The 16,912-nt window shown below is 37.6% G+C and carries 18 protein-coding genes; 11 read left to right on the top strand and 7 right to left on the bottom strand.

Annotation, left to right across the window (positions count from 1 at the left end; translation table 11 throughout):
- Positions 1-41: 41 nt before the first annotated feature.
- A complete protein-coding gene (locus tag CD039_RS11075) occupies positions 42-626 on the bottom strand; it encodes a hypothetical protein (protein WP_002472370.1) in 585 nt (194 codons plus the stop codon).
- A gap of 169 nt (positions 627-795) precedes the next feature.
- Positions 796-1,551 (bottom strand): oxygen-insensitive NADPH nitroreductase, encoded by a 756-nt coding sequence (gene nfsA / locus CD039_RS11070; RefSeq protein WP_103372358.1) that lies wholly within the window; start codon positions 1,549-1,551, stop codon positions 796-798.
- A 223-nt stretch (positions 1,552-1,774) separates the two neighbouring features.
- On the opposite strand from nfsA, the gene CD039_RS11065 reads away from it, so the two are divergent.
- The 10 genes from CD039_RS11065 to CD039_RS11020 all read left to right on the top strand — a co-directional run bounded on the left by CD039_RS11065 (position 1,775) and on the right by CD039_RS11020 (position 12,611).
- Positions 1,775-2,551: a 2-keto-4-pentenoate hydratase gene (locus CD039_RS11065; protein WP_103372357.1), complete on the top strand. Its 777-nt coding sequence runs from the start codon at positions 1,775-1,777 to the stop codon at positions 2,549-2,551.
- Positions 2,552-3,103: 552 nt separating this feature from the next.
- Positions 3,104-5,101, top strand: coding sequence for a catalase (locus CD039_RS11060; protein WP_103372356.1), 1,998 nt, complete (start codon positions 3,104-3,106; stop codon positions 5,099-5,101).
- A gap of 114 nt (positions 5,102-5,215) precedes the next feature.
- Positions 5,216-6,136: a LytR/AlgR family response regulator transcription factor gene (locus CD039_RS11055; RefSeq protein WP_103372355.1), complete on the top strand. Its 921-nt coding sequence runs from the start codon at positions 5,216-5,218 to the stop codon at positions 6,134-6,136.
- A 98-nt stretch (positions 6,137-6,234) separates the two neighbouring features.
- Positions 6,235-7,083: an ABC transporter ATP-binding protein gene (locus CD039_RS11050; protein WP_103372354.1), complete on the top strand. Its 849-nt coding sequence runs from the start codon at positions 6,235-6,237 to the stop codon at positions 7,081-7,083.
- Between the two features lies 1 nt (position 7,084).
- A complete protein-coding gene (locus CD039_RS11045; protein ID WP_103372353.1) occupies positions 7,085-7,789 on the top strand; it encodes an ABC transporter permease in 705 nt (234 codons plus the stop codon).
- Positions 7,790-8,325: 536 nt separating this feature from the next.
- Positions 8,326-8,895, top strand: coding sequence for an alkyl hydroperoxide reductase subunit C (gene ahpC, locus CD039_RS11040; protein ID WP_002472723.1), 570 nt, complete (start codon positions 8,326-8,328; stop codon positions 8,893-8,895).
- 16 nt (positions 8,896-8,911) lie between these two features.
- Positions 8,912-10,435: an alkyl hydroperoxide reductase subunit F gene (gene ahpF / locus CD039_RS11035; RefSeq protein ID WP_103372352.1), complete on the top strand. Its 1,524-nt coding sequence runs from the start codon at positions 8,912-8,914 to the stop codon at positions 10,433-10,435.
- 417 nt (positions 10,436-10,852) lie between these two features.
- On the top strand, positions 10,853-11,470 hold the full coding sequence (locus CD039_RS11030; protein WP_103372351.1) for an NDxxF motif lipoprotein: 618 nt from the start codon (positions 10,853-10,855) through the stop codon (positions 11,468-11,470).
- 257 nt (positions 11,471-11,727) lie between these two features.
- Complete coding sequence (locus tag CD039_RS11025; RefSeq protein ID WP_002472733.1) at positions 11,728-11,910, top strand: hypothetical protein; 183 nt, start codon at positions 11,728-11,730, stop codon at positions 11,908-11,910.
- A gap of 341 nt (positions 11,911-12,251) precedes the next feature.
- Positions 12,252-12,611: a hypothetical protein gene (locus CD039_RS11020; RefSeq protein ID WP_103372350.1), complete on the top strand. Its 360-nt coding sequence runs from the start codon at positions 12,252-12,254 to the stop codon at positions 12,609-12,611.
- A 215-nt stretch (positions 12,612-12,826) separates the two neighbouring features.
- Here CD039_RS11020 and CD039_RS11015 read toward each other — a convergent pair whose 3' ends face one another.
- Positions 12,827-13,444, bottom strand: a complete 618-nt coding sequence (locus CD039_RS11015) for a LysE family translocator (protein ID WP_002472774.1) — start codon at positions 13,442-13,444, stop codon at positions 12,827-12,829.
- A gap of 495 nt (positions 13,445-13,939) precedes the next feature.
- Between CD039_RS11015 and CD039_RS11010 the strand changes: the two genes are divergently transcribed.
- Positions 13,940-14,164 (top strand): hypothetical protein, encoded by a 225-nt coding sequence (locus tag CD039_RS11010; RefSeq protein WP_002472778.1) that lies wholly within the window; start codon positions 13,940-13,942, stop codon positions 14,162-14,164.
- Positions 14,165-14,247: 83 nt separating this feature from the next.
- On the opposite strand, the gene CD039_RS11005 is transcribed toward CD039_RS11010, so the two are convergent.
- The 4 genes from CD039_RS11005 to ssb form a co-directional block, all read right to left on the bottom strand.
- A complete protein-coding gene (locus CD039_RS11005) occupies positions 14,248-14,646 on the bottom strand; it encodes a hypothetical protein (RefSeq protein WP_103372349.1) in 399 nt (132 codons plus the stop codon).
- A gap of 96 nt (positions 14,647-14,742) precedes the next feature.
- Complete coding sequence (locus tag CD039_RS11000) at positions 14,743-15,723, bottom strand: ketoacyl-ACP synthase III (RefSeq protein WP_103372348.1); 981 nt, start codon at positions 15,721-15,723, stop codon at positions 14,743-14,745.
- 385 nt (positions 15,724-16,108) lie between these two features.
- A complete protein-coding gene (rpsR, locus tag CD039_RS10995) occupies positions 16,109-16,348 on the bottom strand; it encodes a 30S ribosomal protein S18 (RefSeq protein ID WP_049405376.1) in 240 nt (79 codons plus the stop codon).
- Between the two features lie 51 nt (positions 16,349-16,399).
- A complete protein-coding gene (gene ssb, locus CD039_RS10990; RefSeq protein WP_002472790.1) occupies positions 16,400-16,909 on the bottom strand; it encodes a single-stranded DNA-binding protein in 510 nt (169 codons plus the stop codon).
- Positions 16,910-16,912 lie beyond the last annotated feature (3 nt).

Here is a 16,912-nt window from a genome sequence, read left to right as displayed (position 1 = left end):
GGTGATCGTCACATGACCATGACCCTTTGTTAGAGTGCTTGTTATTTATAATGAGATTGGAATGGTCCCCACGTCATTTCCTTCTGACTATCTAAGGTTAAACGTCTAGATTCCTCCTCCACATCGTCAAACCATTGTAGAAACGCAGGTGTGCGATCAAGCTGGCTTTCGACACACTTTGACGTGACATCACGTGAATAAATCGTTCCTGACTCAAATTCATATTGGATTTGAGTATAAGTGAGCGGTGTCGCGTGAGAACGTCGATAGGCTTTCTGAACTAACCCCACCAATTTAGGCGCTTGCGAAATCACTTGATCATACAGACGTTGCTTATACGTCGGATCATCTAAATCATTCCACATCATCAGCCGCCCATTCATTTGAAAGAAGATATCCATATTCGGTTGGTGCTTTTTAAAGGAAATGAGGATAAAGATACGCTCAGCCGTGTTATCCACGCAAGTACTGACACTAATCGCGACCTTACGTGTATACTTCTTCCACCCTTCTTCTAAATCTTCCGTGCTAATCTTAGGTTCTGTATAATCCGCAAACGGGTTGCGAGTCACAGAGCCATTCAGGGCGTCGTGTAGCTTTCGATAGAGTTGTTGTAGTAGCGACATAAGGCTCAACTCCTTGCGTTGAATATAGCTTAAGTAGTGATAACGATTGGATAGCATTCACTGTAGAGGCACAGTTTCAATCATTCTGAGGCTTATATGTTTAAAAAGAACTCGGCGTATCCGTTGCTATTCCGCTTTATCAAACGTCTACACAGAGTCCTCTATCTTCTTACTTCTTCACAAATCCTGATTTGTTCAACTCATCTAACATATCAAGACGTTGTTTCGTACTCATAAAGTTGATCACTTGGTTAGACCAAGTTTCCGTTCTTTCTCCATTCGTACGTTGACGGTAATAATCACTTACCGTTTGATCGTAACGTCTCAATAACTGACGATGTTGTGTCTTATCATGAATATATTTGTTTTTATGGAAGACCGCTTCGAAAGGAAGTCTCGGTTTAGGTGAACCATTCTCGTTATCTGCCGGCACACCTACTGCCATACCAAATAGCGGGAAGGTATAGTCAGGGAGGTCTAAGATTTCTTTCACACGCGCAACATCATTACGCAATGAGCCAAGATAGACGATGCCATAGCCCATATCTTCTGCGGTTACCGCCATGTTCTGAGCCAGTAGCGCGACATCGATAGATCCTACGAGTAGGTTCTCAGTAGAGCCAAACGCTTCTTCCAAGTCTTCTTGACGTTCATCGTCCATGACTGAATGTCTATAATAGTCCATGACGAAGACGAATAAATAGCCATTATCTTCTACATATGGCTGTCCAGAAACTTCTTTCAAGCTCTCTTTGACTTGAAGATCGTCAATACCGATGACAGAGTAGGTTTGTAAGTAGCTGGAAGTTGAAGCTGCTTGGCCTGCTTCCACGATGTGTTGAACATCAGATTCAGGGAGCGGTTGGTCTTTAAACCGTCTGACTGAGTGATGTTGTGTTAATAAGTTGTAAACATAGTCCCCCATGCTTTCACTCCTTTATGCATCCAATTTCTATCGGGTGATGATTGATATTATTTTACCCTATTTAACCGCTAAACAAACTGCGAAAGCGAATTCTTCTTCCGGTAAAATGTGAGCTAAATTCAATATTACACGGTCGATTTTGGCTCTTCCGTTGCATAATTGTGTATTTATCGTTAAGATATTAGTAACAATTTTCAGAATTCTAAATCGGGAGAGATGTTATATGACACAAGGCAATCAAGCGGTTGCACAACAATTATTCAAAGCTTTTCAGGATCACGAACCGATCCCTTTTATTAGTAAAAGTGTAGAACTTTCTGAACCTGAAGCTTACGCAACGCAAGACTTACTCATCGAGCAACTTAAAGATGCACAGAACGTAGAGGTGGCCGGCTACAAAGTCAGCATGACAAGTGCCGATACCCAAAGCATCGCTAATACACACGAACCTGCATATGGCACAATATTGTCGAATAAAGTCTTTAAACATGAGAGTGAAATCGCAGTTTCTGATTTATTTGACCCACTTATCGAACCAGAAATCATGTTTATACTGACGGCAGACTTACCTCAAGACCCTAGTGCCGAAGAAGTATTAGATAGCGTACGCATCGCACCTGGCATCGAAGTACCAGACGCACGCTATCAAGACTGGTTCCCTAACTTCACACTCGGAGACTTACTTGCGGATAACACGGCTACAGGATTAATTGTCGTTGGAGAAGAAGTTGCACCACTCTCTTACGATAAATTCGCTGAAATTCAATTATCCTTATCATTCAACGGTGAAGAAATCGAAACTGGAGACTCAACTGAAGTCCTTGGCAATCCAGTGAAATCTGTACAATGGTTAGCGAAGAAACTCGCCGATCATGGCAAGCATTTGAAAGCCGGACAAGTGATTTCCTCTGGTACCTTTATCTCTCCAATTCCGGTTAAGAAAGGCACTTACGAAGCATCTTATACTGATGTCGGTAGTGTGAAAGTGACATTTAAATAATGTTTTTGAGAGAATGAAACAATGAAATTAAATAGATTTCTGTTTCATTCTCTTTTATTACTCTTAAATAAAAGACAAAGACAAGGTTGAATTTAATCCATTGTGATTGTAATGAAGTAAGTTAATTTTTTGAATTGAGTAGATATTCTAGGCAATTTTATTCTTGTAATACTACTAAGCAAAAACTATTAATATTTCTTTAAATAACTATATTAACCTTTGTTTTAAAGACGGCTTGAGACGCTTGAGGGATTAAGGCTGCAATGAAAATCCATTCTTAGAGCTCTTTGAGCGATAAGAATTAGTTGAATGCAGCCCCCTAAGCAAGCGAAAGCTCGTCAAAAAAACAAAATATACTATATTCTTTAGTACTCAGCTATTGCAGTCTTAGCTGGGTATTTTTATATCAATTGTAAAAGTATTCGACAACTAGCAAACAAACCTTTTAATCACACAACGAATAACTCTCCATTTCAATTCACTGTCGCTTTGAATAACGTTTTGTTTTTAATAATCGTGGAATAAAAAAGAGTAAGAAAGTGGAGGAATAGTATGTCTAATAAAAAGCAAGAACAATTGCAACAATTTCGTAAAAATAATGATCAACAAGCCATGACGACGAACAATGGCGTGAAAATTAGTGAAGATGAAAACACATTAACAGTCGGCGATCGTGGTCCAAGTCTACTTGAAGACTTCCATTTCAGAGAAAAAATCATGCATTTCGACCACGAACGTATTCCTGAACGTATCGTGCACGCGCGTGGTTTCGGTGCACACGGTGAGTTCCAAGTATATGAGGACTTATCTGAATATACATCAGCTGATTTCTTAACTCATCCTGAAAAAACAACACCTGTCTTTGTAAGATTCTCAACTGTTCAAGGTTCTAAAGGTTCACCTGATACAGTGCGTGACGTACGCGGTTTCGCGACGAAATTCTACACTGACGAAGGTATCTTTGACCTCGTAGGTAATAATATTCCAGTCTTCTTTATCCAAGATGCAATTAAATTCCCTGATTTAATTCATGCGGTTAAACCTGAACCTCATAACGAAGTACCTCAAGGTGGTTCAGCGCACGATACATTCTGGGATTTCTTCGCTCAGAACCCTGAGTCTACTCATACTGCAGTGTGGGCAATGAGTGACCGCGGTATTCCTAAGAACTTCAGACAAATGGAAGGTTTCGGCATTCACACATTCCGCTTAGTGAATAAAGAAGGTCAATCTTACTTCGTGAAATTCCATTGGAAACCGAAACAAGGTCTTGAATCTCTAGTTTGGGACGAAGCGCAAATCCTTCACGGTAAAGATGTCGACTTCCACCGTAAAGATTTATACGAATCTATCGAGAAAGGCGACTACCCTGAATGGGAGTTAGGCTTACAAATCATCCGTCCAGAACAAGAATTTGATTTCGACTTTGATATCTTAGATCCAACTAAGATTTGGCCAGAAGATCAAGTTCCTGTGAAGATCGTAGGTAAGATGACTTTAAATCAAAACGTAACGAACGTCTTTGATGAAACAGAACAAGCTGCTTTCCACCCTGGTCATATCGTTCCTGGTATCGACTTCTCAAATGACCCATTATTACAAGGTCGTTTATTCTCATACACAGATACACAAATTTCAAGACTTGGCGGACCTAATTTTAACCAAATCCCTATCAACCGCCCAGTAAACGAAGTGCATAATAACCAACGTGACGGTATGCATCAAATGAACAAGCACGAAGGTCAAACAGCTTATCATAAAAACTACCTTAACAACAATGACCCTCATACGACACCACGTGAAGAAGGCGGTTATGAGCACTATCAAGAGAAAGTAGAAGGTCGCAAGATTCGCAAACGTAGTGAAAGCTTTAAAGACTACTACACTCAAGCGAAACTGTATCTCAACAGTTTAACGCAACCTGAATTCGATCATACTGTTGATGGTTTCTCATTCGAAATCGGTAAATGTAAAGACATTGGCGTTAAGCAAAATGCGGTAAATCAATTGAATAAAGTTGACCGTGAACTCGCAGAACGCGTTGCAGAGAATGTTGGTGTTGAACTTCCTGAAGAGAATGAAGAAGTTCAAACAGATGCGAAAGATAGTCAACTTACAATGACGAAATACAACATTCCACTCGAAGGTCACTCAGTAGCAGTAGCGACAAACGGTGATATCAGTGAAGAAACATTGAAATCTTATGCGCAAGTCTTTGCAGACAAGCATCTTAACTATGCCTTTGTCGGTCCGCACCCTAAAGCAATTTCAGAAGACTTCGGTATCACTGAAACATATGACACTGCACATCCAACACTCTTCGATAGCTTGATCGTGATCTCAGATGGTTCAGATATGCATCCTGCAGCTGAAGAGTTTGCGGAACTCGCTTACAAACACAACAAACCAATTGTTGTAAATGAGAAAGCGAAAGAACAAATGGCTAATAGTAAAGTGAACTTTGACGCGCCAGGTGTCATCACTTCTGACGACCCAACAGCTATCGTTCAAGCATTCGAACGTGTACGTTATTGGGATCGAGAAAGATAAGCGAGATGATAGTGAAACGCGGCAGCCCGTAGATGAGGGTTGTCGTGTTTTTTTATGTTAAACTTAAAGTAATTTCGCATGATACAATGATTAATTTTATCGGAGAGAATTGAAATGACTGAACAGACACTCTATATTAACCCAAATAAAAAATTCACTATACCACCAAATCTCACAACAATTGTTACTGAGCGTCAATATCAAGAGGATTTATTAAATTATAATCGAGATAATTCTTCGATTTCATTTATAGATTTTGAACACCCCCTACCTGAACGACTTAGCGTTAGAGAGATTATTAAATTCTGGATAAAATGGTTTAATTCCTCCTACTCAGTTGAAGAAATTTTAAAGCTATTTCATTTAAATGAACAAAGTCGACACTGGGTTAAAAATATTAATCATGATGTATATAAACGTTTAGTTCTCACCCAAATCCTAATACATCCACATCCTACATTTATCATTAAAGAGCCTCTTCAAAATTTGAGTATAAATGGAACTCAATTAGTAATCAGCTTATTGAAAAAGTACGGTGAGTCATCCTCTATAATGGTCTTAACAAACAATGCAAAAGAAGCTTTACTCATTACAGATTGTTGTTATAGATTAAATAGAGATATCATAAAGCCAATATCTACCTTTGAAGATAATCATTCAAAAGTACAAGAAGATGATTACGCTGTAAAAAATCTAAAATTGAGAAGACTAGTGGTTAAAACACGTGAGAAAACTTTATTCATTGATCCAATAGATATAGATTTTATAGAGAGCCAGAATGGAAAGGTTATTATTTATATTAATAATGAGGAATACGTTTACGATGATACACTTCAATCTATATCTGACAAAGTAGAGCCATATGGATTTTATAGATGCCATCGTTCATATATTGTTAACTTGCAAAAAGTAAGTGAAGTTATTTCTTGGTCTAAAAATAATTACTCTATACGTCTCAATCATGATAAAGATACTCTTGTCCCTTTATCGCGTCAGAAATCTAAGGATATAGAACGATTCTTCGATATCTCATAGTTACAATTTATAATTATAACAGTACATTTCGCCTTCCTTTTATAGACTTCTTAGTATTCATAAATTACTTTGAAGTTAGAAAAAAGGAGGCGACTTTTTTGAATAATATTATACACATGTCAGATATAAGTAAGAGATTCGGAAATAAGGTGGCTATTGAGCATCTTGATTTTAAAGTTAAGCGTGGAGAAATTTTTGGATTTCTAGGTCCAAGTGGAGCTGGAAAAACTACTACAATTAATATGCTTACAGGAAACACCGTTCCGTCTAAGGGCAGTCTAAATGTGATGGACTTTACGGGAAGTAGTATTGGAAATAAAGCTTTTTTATCTAAAATCGGTATACTTTCCGATGAGAGCACAGCATACCAACGACTAAGCGTGTGGGACAATTTAAAAATATTTGCTAAATTATATAACCAATCAATAAAAAAGGCTGAAGAAATTCTCGACTTTATTAATTTAAACAAAGAGAAGAAAACACTATTCAAGAACCTTTCTAAAGGAATGAAACAACGTGTCCTTTTAGGAAGATCTTTACTACACAACCCGGAACTGCTCTTTTTAGATGAGCCCACAGCTTCTCTAGACCCTACAACAATGGAATATATTCATAAAGGGTTAGTTCAACTAAATAAACAAGGTACGACTATCTTTCTAACTACTCACAATATGGAGGAAGCAACTAAACTCTGTCATCGTGTTGCTCTACTCAATGAGGGTAGAATACAGCTATTAGATACACCCGAAAATTTAAGATATCGCTTTAGTAACCAACAAATTAAAGTCATCAATTGTAAGAATGAGATTAAATATTTACCACTTACAGAAGAAACCGGAGAATATATTAAAACTTTAATACACGACAATAATCTAAAGTATATATCTACAGATTTACCACATCTTGATGAAATCTTTATTAAAGTTACCGGAAAGGAGTTAGTTTAGTATGAATGCTCAGAGAATGTCTGCTTTACTTGAAAAAGATTTCAAAGAGGCAATCAGAAATCCTTCTATCATATTAATGCCTATCGTCATAATTGGACTATCTTATATGTGGCGTGTTGCCTTCGGTAAAGATATACCCGAAAATATACTTCAAATGTTTCAACTGATGCTTATCAATCTTACTCTTGTAATGATTAGTTTATCGACGTTAATGAATTTATTCGCTGAAGAGAATGATAAAGGAACGCTTAAAGGATTAATTAAAACACCCGCTTCTTTAATTGAAATTATTATCTCTAAAATATTTATTATATTAATCATTACATTATTATCAATAATAATTAGCCTTTTTATATTTAACCACCCTCTTTACTTGAGATGGTCCACATATATAGGAATAGTATTAATTTATTTTATTTATTCTTGCATTGGTGTAGGATTTGGATTCCTAGCCCAAACCATAGGAAAGGCTACTTTTTTCAATTTAATTTCTTTGTTTTTATTTGGAATGATGTCATTATTTACAGCGATGCCAGAAATGAAATCTTTAAGTTCTTTAAAGCAATTTAGCAAATACCTACCCGGAAATCTCACATTAGAAATTGAACATCAGCATTATTTTAATTTTATATATTTAATAATATGGTTGATTGTTAGTTTGATTTTTATGTTAGGTTGTCATCGGTATAGATTTCGTAAGAATTAAATCTAAAATTTCTTTAATTAACCTAAGACTAAGAGATTAGACGACTTATTGTTTATATTATGATGGATTCGTAATTTAGACGAGTTAAAAAACGTAGTAGCTATCTGACTTCTTAATGGCTTAAACTCTTATGAAACTTAGCTCTTCTTACAGGTGAGGTACTACGAAAGCAACCAGATTTCTGTCCTGCTCCCAAGTAAACGAGCGTTTTAACATTAAAAATTAGATATTTACAATTTGTCTCAGATGCACCCTCAGTTGAGAATCACTATCTCTAATTGAAATTCCGTCTCAATCATCACGATTTCTCTTAGAATTTATGATAATTTTGTTAAACGAGGTTAAATTCTGTTAAGAGACATTTAAAATTCCTATCATTTCAACACTTTTACTCAAAAGCGCTTATATTGACGAATTGATATTACCATGTGATAATTAGACTTAAGAGATTAGAATTATTATAAACAAGCGTTAATAACAAGGCTTGGTAATTCTAATTCAAAAAAACAGATTACGAAACAGGAGGATGTTTATCTATGTCTTTAATCAATAAAGAAATCTTACCATTCACAGCGAACGCTTATGATCCTAAGAAAGACGAATTCTTCGAAGTATCAGATGAAGATTTAAAAGGTTCTTGGAGTATCCTTTGCTTCTACCCTGCTGACTTCTCATTCGTATGTCCTACAGAATTAGAAGACTTACAAAATCAATACGACAAATTACAAGAACTTGGCGTAAATGTTTACTCTGTATCAACAGATACTCATTTCGTACACAAAGCTTGGCACGATCATTCAGAAGCAATCAACAAAGTACAATACCCAATGATCGGTGACCCTTCTCAAACTATCACTCGTAACTTCGACGTGTTAGACGAAGAAGGCGGCGTAGCTAACCGTGGTACATTCATCATCGACCCAGACGGCGTGGTACAAGCTGCTGAAATCAATGCTGAAGGTATCGGCCGTGACGCAAGCACATTAGTACGTAAGATTAAAGCTGCTCAATACGTACGTAAGAACCCAGGCGAAGTTTGCCCAGCTAAATGGGAAGAAGGTTCTGAAACATTACAACCAGGCCTTGATTTAGTTGGTAAGATCTAAGGAGGCATTGATTTAAATGCTTAATGATGAGTTAAAGTCACAATTACAACAATTACTTCAACTCATGGAAGGTGACGTTGTCTTACGCGCAAGTTTAGGTTCTGATGATAAATCTGACGAACTTAAAGCGCTGTTAGACGAAGTATCAGCGATGTCATCTCAAATCCAAGTTGAAGAGGCATCCCTTAAACGTACACCAAGTTTCACTGTTAATCGCCCTGACGAGGATACTGGCATCACTTTCGCCGGTATCCCAATGGGTCATGAATTTAACTCTTTCGTGCTCGCACTACTACAAGTAAGTGGTCGTCCACCTAAAGAAGAGCAAAGTGTGCTCAACCAAATCAAATCTTTAGAAGGTCCACTTCACTTTGAGACATTCGTCAGTTTGACTTGTCAGAAATGTCCAGATGTCGTCCAAGCACTCAACTTGATGAGTGTCGTGAACCCTAACATCACCCACACTATGATTGACGGTGCAGTCTTTAAAGACGAATCCGAAGATATCATGGCTGTGCCTGCTGTCTTTTTAAACGGTGAAGAATTCGGCAACGGACGTATGTCTGTTCAAGATATTCTGAACCAACTCGGCAGTAAAGCTGACCCTTCTGAATTCAATGACAAAGACCCTTACGACGTACTTATCGTAGGCGGTGGCCCTGCAAGCGGTACTGCAGCGATTTACACAGCACGTAAAGGTTTACGTACAGGTATCGTCGCTGACCGTATCGGTGGCCAAGTTAACGATACAGCTACTATCGAGAACTTTGTCACTGTGAAAGAAACAGAAGGACCTCAGTTCTCATCTGCACTTGAAGATCACATCAACCAATATGACGTCGATGTGATGAAAGGTATTCAAGCTAAAGGTATTGAGAAGACAGACGATGGCATTGAAGTGACGTTAGACAATGATGCGAAGTTAATGAGTAAGACAGTGATTATCGCGACAGGTGCACGTTGGCGTAAATTACAAATTCCTGGCGAAGATCGTTTGCTTAACAAAGGTGTTGCATTCTGTCCACACTGTGACGGTCCTTTATTCGAAGGTAAAGATGTCGCAGTTGTCGGCGGAGGTAACTCAGGTGTTGAAGCCGCAATCGATTTAGCAGGTATTGTTAAAAATGTAACATTACTCGAACGTAATCCTGAATTGAAAGCAGATAATGTATTACAAGAACGTTTAAGAGAATTACCAAACGTAACGATTGTTAAAAATGCCCAAACTACTGAAGTATTAGGTGAAGATAGCGTGACAGGCATTCAATATCAAGACAAAGAAACAGGTGAAGAACACGAGATTCAACTCGACGGAATCTTTGTTCAAATCGGTTTACTCCCTAATACGGAATGGCTCGACAACTATGTTGAGTTAAACCAAGGTAACGAAGTAATGATTGATCGTAAGAATGCCACAAGCGTACCAGGTATCTTTGCAGCTGGTGACGTGACAGACGATCGCAACAAACAAATCATTATTTCTATGGGCGCAGGCGCAAACGCTGCACTCAATGCATTCGATTATATAATTCGTAATTAATGCATATTCCACCTATCATTTATTAATACGAATATGCGCGATTGATAAAGAGAGTCTCAAAGCGAATGAGGCTCTCTTTTTATTTTTTACGAATTTAATTTATAGTAATATTAAATATAGTAATCTTGAAGAAGCCTCTAAACATAAAAGTAACGTGATTCAATTTGATAAGTTTAGAAAATAAGACGTCCGGCAGTTTTATTTTAAAGAAAATGCACTAAGACGTATAGGAGAATGTGAAGTTCTTCTATGCGTCTTAATTTTATGAAGAAGATTTAACTGCGATGATACTCATCATTCGTTCAAGAAGATGTCATGAATCTGCGGTTAAAATTAATGTTCTTACCCTCTAAATCATGGTACCCTTAAAGGTGCGAACCTTATGTAATTACGGACACTAAAGGAGATTCTTGTACAATGAAGAAAAGTCTGATTCTCGGATTAATAATGATACTTACACTCACTCTAGCAGCATGTAACAACAAAGATGAAGATCACCAAGATCATAGTTCTAGAAACGCGCCTAAAAACGTGAAAGAACTATCTGAAAAGGACATCTTCCAAGACCAGACGAAAGGTAAAAAGTTATCAGAGAAAGAAGCCAATCAAGCGATTCAAAAATATGTGGATGTGAACTCTGATATTCTTGATAATAAATACTTGATGCAATATAAATTAGATAGACAGTATGGTTCGGATAAGAAGATTACAGATAAACAAGCAGATCGTCTTACTAACCTATCTCACCTGTCTATTAAAAACGATGTACGTTTCGAGAAATATATGAAAAACAACACGCTTCCAGCTGGATATAAAGATAACGTAGACCGTATCATTAAATATTTCACTGCTCTTAACAGCACAATTAAAGATGCAGATAAAGATATTGAAGAACTTGATTACCAGCCTCAGAACGAGCTCAATGTTGTCGATGTTTCTACGAAATATGCAGGCGATGTGAATGGTAAACAACAGAAGAAGATCAAGAAATTCTTAAAATCTAAAGATATTAAAACAGATGCAGTAGATAAATAAGTTTAATGCTGCAAAAATTGCTCTCAAAAATCCAACTAGCTATTATCAAATATTACAAATATGACAGACTATAATATCGTATGAAACCTTGTGATGAAAGAATTATCGTTTTTAGGTCTGTCACCATTGTTAAATATGTGTAAAAAACCTTACATGATTGTAAGGTTTTTTGCGTCAAATTCGCTTTATTCTTATAGATCTGCTTTGATACAATAACTAACAACAAGGGCTTACGTTAGTACTGAGGAGGCAGATCTATGGTCTTAACGATTCTCATTGGAGCAATTACTGCTGTCTTCATCGCTTTTGTACTATTCGACAAACAAGAGAAGAATGAAATGCGACCACTACATGTGTTCCTAAGCGTAACTACAGTGATTCTAGCAGTACTATTAGGAAGTTTCTTAGATAATCTCAATTATCTCTTTCATCTTTCCTAAGATGCTCTAATGCATTCACTTGTTGATTTAAATATTGCACTTATAGGGATTAACGATAGTAATGAGGAGCAGGATAGAAATCAGTTGGATTTCTGTCCTGCTTTTTTTGGAGAAACACAGAAATCTGTTTGGTTTCGTTGTCTTTTCCTTACAAGCATCGTCTGATTTCATAATAGTGACATCACTTATATACTAATCTACCAAGTACAAACCTCTAATATGACGAGCGCTCTAAATTTCACCCTCATATATTTATTAATTTCAATTCTATTTTGACAAAATAATTTAATTTCGTAAGAATAAGGTTAGCATTTTATTTTAATATCTTAGGAGGTTCTTTAATGATTTCTCGCATATCTTGGGCACTATTAGCTCTTGTACTTATCGTAGTTACACAAGTTGTGACAGCCGCTTCTAACCCACCTGGTACGAATGCCGTAAACTTAGATCAACCAAAAGAGCTCGTCGCAAATGTGGTTACGTTTATTATCTTTTTCTTACCTGCCGTGGTTTTAGCTTATTTTAAAAATTTACCTTGCCGTATTATTTCAGCGATTTGGCATTTTCTATGTGCAATATTGCTCGTCTTGCTACCAATCATAATGATCTTCACTGGAAACTATATTCCTGGACTTGTCACAGCTTTAACCGCTATCGTCATGATTATCAGTGGGGTTGTTCAATTAATTAATAATAAATAACTATAAAACGCTCCGTTTCAAGTAATTGCATCTCGAAACGGAGCATTTTTAGTAAATGATATGTATAAATGAATTCGTTTTACAAAAGCGACCAAAATGGCGAGCTTTGAGATTCTAAAAAGCATCTAGCGCTTTCTAGAATCCTCGCTTAAAGTTGCCTTATCCTCGATTTCTTGAGTCTACTTCAACGACTTTTACAACAAGCAAAATACTCATTAGCCAATCAATAACTTGATAGATAAGCCAATTAAGATAAAGCCGACTGCATAGTCAAAAATCGCTTTAAATACGCGGTTGGCGAAGAAACGTTTGATGTACTGAAATACATAAACACAGAAGATAAACCATACCCAAATCGAAATAATTAAACTACCTAATAATATTAGAATATGCAGACTCAAGCCCTCACCTGTGTTAATAAATTGAGGTAAGATACTGAGATAATAAAGTAACGCTTTCGGATTCAAGGTCGTACTAAGAAAGCCTTGACGGAAAGAAGTGAAATACTTCGTCTCATGTTGTTCAATGCCGCGTGTTGAGAAGTTCATACTTTGACGCGCACTAATGATACTGCGTACGCCTAAATAAACTAAATAAGCCACACCAAATAATTTAACTGTCACAAAGAGCCAGTGAAATTTACTGACAATCACGATGAGACCACACACTGCGAGTAGTGAATATGCGAGATGTCCTGTCGCAATTCCTGTTGCTGCTGTTAAGCCATTACGCTTCCCTGCTGAAATTGAGTTTTTCATGACGATAAAAAAGTCAGGACCAGGAACAATAATAATTAATAAACTGATAATAATAAATGAACCTAATTCTTCCATATTATTTCACCTCCACACGAATAACATTCTATCAATAATAAACTCTATAACCAATATAATAAGTCTAAAATTACACTTATACCTTTAAGTTCTAATTTTGGCAATATTACAATTTGAATCTTATTAAATACAAAAAGTTATAGAATCGAACATGGTATTGCTCACATTTTTATGCTAGAATGAAAGTGTAGTTAGTTTAACTACTAGTCTTTTATATTCATGAACATATTACTCTTAGGGTGGCTCTCGTAGCCACCTTTTTTTATTATCTCCTATTGTCCCTATTATCTCTTTAAAGTTCGACTTCACCCTTCTCTATAATGACGAAAACGTTTTAACTGATAACCACTCTCACTAGATTAGAATAATTTTAAATTAATCCCTAAAATTCATGCATAACTCTTTAAATTCGTGGTATAGTACAGTACAATAGCTTATAGATTATAATAATTCTAATCTGTAAACACATACTACATTTTAACAGGAGGGTTAAGTATGAAATTGTTAGACTATAACATGGAAGGCCAAGAGCTCGTTGCTACAGTAATGTCTACACAAGGCCATTTGTTCCAATACACATTCGACATTACGACGCCGGAATACGAAATCTTAGACGTACTTGAAGACATCAATATGCATGTGGACCAAGGTCAACACCCACTAGGCTGTACGTTACTTAAGAAATACGACTTTGAGGATGTGGTCCAATATTCTATGTAATCACTCCTATCTCAGACCAAATTAAAAGCGCGTGGATACTTGATTTCACTCATTACCAAGTAAACACGCGCTTTTTACTATACTTATGAAATACTTCCGAGACCCTGTACATCTCGATTGCTCTCTTGTGTCAGCTCTCGACAGGAAACCAGTTTCCCCTCTTCATTAAACTTAAAGATCGCATACACTTCGACGACACCTTCTGAGCCGTCCTTTTTCAACACTTTCACATCATATCTCAGAAACACACTACGCTGACGCTCATCAACCAACTCATCTTTAAATGACTCAACCGTTAACTTCTCCACAACTTCTTTCAGCTTACTCAAATGCGCTTTAAATCCAGCTAAATCTACTTTATCATGATCCGTTACTTGCGTGTAATCCGTCGCAAAGTAGTCATCGATACATTCCACTTTCAAGTCAATGAGTATATCTTGATAAATCGCTCTGATACGTTGTTGAATTTCATCTTTTGTCATCCCATTTCCCCCTTTCCTTTTATAAAAATACGCGCTTTAAGCAGTGAGTTCATCACACTCAAACTTACTTAAAACGCGCACTATACCACTCTTCGCCTACAAATCCCACTTAATCAACGTTGAAGAATAAGCGAGACCGCCGCCAAAGCCTACGAGTAATGTTAAGTCACCTTTCTTCATTTGGCCACGTTGCATCGCTAAGTCAATCGCCAATGGAATGGTAGCAGAAGATGTGTTACCAAAGTACTCTAGACTCATCAATAGCTTCTCTTTATCGAGACCTGCACGTTCGCAAATGGATTCGTCCATACGTGCATTGGCACTATGAGGTACGAACCAAGCTAAATCATCTGTCGTATAATCTGTCTTAGCCAATGTTTCTTCAATAATCTTAGGTACTTTGCCTACTGCCCATTTATAGACGCCTCGGCCGTTCTGAACAATCTTACCTGGGTTCTCTAGATCTTCGCCAAACATCGTCTGATTGTGCTCAGTACAATATAAGTTTGGCGCTTTCGCACCGTCTGAACCGAATGTGCTTGCGATAAAGCTTGGGTCATCTTCAGTGTATTCTACGAGGAATGCGCCCGCGCCATCACCGAAGAGAATACATGTTGTTCGGTCAGTATAATCAGTAATCTTAGATAACACTTCTGAAGAAATTACGAGAATCTTCTTGTTCTGACCTGAAGAGATCAAGCCATTCGCTAGGTTTAAAGCGTAAGTAAAGCCTGCACATGCCGCATTGACATCGAAAGCCCCTGCATGTTCTAAACCAAGTCTCGCTTGAACGTATGATGCCACACTCGGCGTCTTGTGGTCCGGTGTGAGCGTCGCGTTGATGACCATATCCACGTCAGATAGATCGACGTCATATTTCTCCTGTAAGTCTAATACAGCTTTATAGCTCATATCGCTAGAGTATTCGTCCTCCGCAGCAATACGTCGCTCTTTCATCCCTGTACGTTGCTGGATCCACTCATCGGAGGTCTCTACAATTTCTTCAAAATCTTCGTTCGTCATCACTTTTTCAGGTACGTAAGCCCCTTGTGCAGTGATTTTCGCATAAGATTTCATTCTTTCACCTTCTTTATCTTTCTCACTCTCAATATAACATTAATCTCATGTTACGTGCTTAGGTTTAACATAGCATAACCCGAGGTTCGTCGTGAATAGCAAGTGTGATATTCCTTATTCTGTATGTATTAATGACGCTTTTTCTAGTAATGGTAAAATGGTTTCGTGCTTCGCGGAGAGCTCATTCTGCACACTAGGATGAATTCAGCGCTCGTCTGCACCATGCTTCCACTCCACTAACTCACCTACTCACCACGCTCACTTATTTCGGCGCGTTCTCTCATTGCACTGCTCAGCCCGTACTCGAACCAAAGCCATCTCAGTGCACGATAATAAGCGAAGAACCCCGCAAGCACATGCCTACGAGGTTCATCTTATCTCAGTATTAGTTTTCTTCTTTAACGTAAGGTAATAACGCCATTTGACGCGCACGTTTGATTGCTGTAGTCAACATACGTTGATATTTAGCAGATGTGCCTGTCACACGACGAGGTAAGATCTTACCACGTTCTGAAATGAAGCGTTTTAATAATTCAGTGTCTTTGTAGTCGATGTGAGTAATGCCATTTGCTGTGAAGTAGCATACTTTTTTACGACGACGTCCGCCTCTTCTTGGACCTGCCATGGTTAACTGCCTCCCTTATTCTTATTTGTTATTTATATCCGTTCGTTTACTTTAGAATGGTAAATCATCATCACTGATATCAATCGGGCCATTCGCGTTCGCAAATGGATTGTCAGATTGATTATTGTTAGATGAGTTATTGTTGTACGACGTATTCTGACCTGACTGTTGGCCACCAAACCCTTGTCCTTGACCGAAGTCTTGGAAGTTGTTGTTGGATTGTTGATGACGTTGGTTCTGACCTTTAGGTTCAAGGAATTGAACGCTGTCACAAACCACTTCAGTCACAAAGATACGTCGACCTTCTTGGTTTTCATAGCTACGTGATTGAATACGACCGTCAACGCCAGCTAAACTACCTTTAAAGAGATAGTTGCTCACATTCTCTGCTTGTTTACGGAAGACAACGCAGTTAATGAAATCAGCTTCGCGTTCACCTTGCGCATTGGTAAAAGTACGATTGACGGCAAGAGTGAATGTCGCTACACTCACGCCTGAGGGTGTTGTTCTATAATCTGGATCTTTCGTTAAGCGACCTACTAAAACAACTCTATTGATCATTTA

It is taken from the genome of Staphylococcus argensis (genome assembly GCF_002902305.1).
Taxonomy (GTDB): Bacteria; Bacillota; Bacilli; order Staphylococcales; family Staphylococcaceae; genus Staphylococcus; species Staphylococcus argensis.
The sequence above is the reverse complement of the archived record's forward strand: the minus strand, read 5'-3'. Positions and strand labels throughout refer to the sequence as shown.

Bases quoted from the DNA above. Each gene is read 5' to 3' on its own strand.
- CD039_RS11075 (WP_002472370.1), bottom strand. From the start codon at position 626: ATGTCGCTACTACAACAACTCTATCGAAAGCTACACGACGCCCTGAAT.
- nfsA (WP_103372358.1), bottom strand. From the start codon at position 1,551: ATGGGGGACTATGTTTACAACTTATTAACACAACATCACTCAGTCAGA.
- CD039_RS11065 (WP_103372357.1), top strand. From the start codon at position 1,775: ATGACACAAGGCAATCAAGCGGTTGCACAACAATTATTCAAAGCTTTT.
- CD039_RS11060 (WP_103372356.1), top strand. From the start codon at position 3,104: ATGTCTAATAAAAAGCAAGAACAATTGCAACAATTTCGTAAAAATAAT.
- CD039_RS11055 (WP_103372355.1), top strand. From the start codon at position 5,216: ATGACTGAACAGACACTCTATATTAACCCAAATAAAAAATTCACTATA.
- CD039_RS11045 (WP_103372353.1), top strand. From the start codon at position 7,085: ATGAATGCTCAGAGAATGTCTGCTTTACTTGAAAAAGATTTCAAAGAG.
- ahpC (WP_002472723.1), top strand. From the start codon at position 8,326: ATGTCTTTAATCAATAAAGAAATCTTACCATTCACAGCGAACGCTTAT.
- ahpF (WP_103372352.1), top strand. From the start codon at position 8,912: ATGCTTAATGATGAGTTAAAGTCACAATTACAACAATTACTTCAACTC.
- CD039_RS11030 (WP_103372351.1), top strand. From the start codon at position 10,853: ATGAAGAAAAGTCTGATTCTCGGATTAATAATGATACTTACACTCACT.
- CD039_RS11025 (WP_002472733.1), top strand. From the start codon at position 11,728: ATGGTCTTAACGATTCTCATTGGAGCAATTACTGCTGTCTTCATCGCT.
- CD039_RS11020 (WP_103372350.1), top strand. From the start codon at position 12,252: ATGATTTCTCGCATATCTTGGGCACTATTAGCTCTTGTACTTATCGTA.
- CD039_RS11015 (WP_002472774.1), bottom strand. From the start codon at position 13,444: ATGGAAGAATTAGGTTCATTTATTATTATCAGTTTATTAATTATTATT.
- CD039_RS11010 (WP_002472778.1), top strand. From the start codon at position 13,940: ATGAAATTGTTAGACTATAACATGGAAGGCCAAGAGCTCGTTGCTACA.
- CD039_RS11005 (WP_103372349.1), bottom strand. From the start codon at position 14,646: ATGACAAAAGATGAAATTCAACAACGTATCAGAGCGATTTATCAAGAT.
- CD039_RS11000 (WP_103372348.1), bottom strand. From the start codon at position 15,723: ATGAAATCTTATGCGAAAATCACTGCACAAGGGGCTTACGTACCTGAA.
- rpsR (WP_049405376.1), bottom strand. From the start codon at position 16,348: ATGGCAGGTCCAAGAAGAGGCGGACGTCGTCGTAAAAAAGTATGCTAC.
- ssb (WP_002472790.1), bottom strand. From the start codon at position 16,909: ATGATCAATAGAGTTGTTTTAGTAGGTCGCTTAACGAAAGATCCAGAT.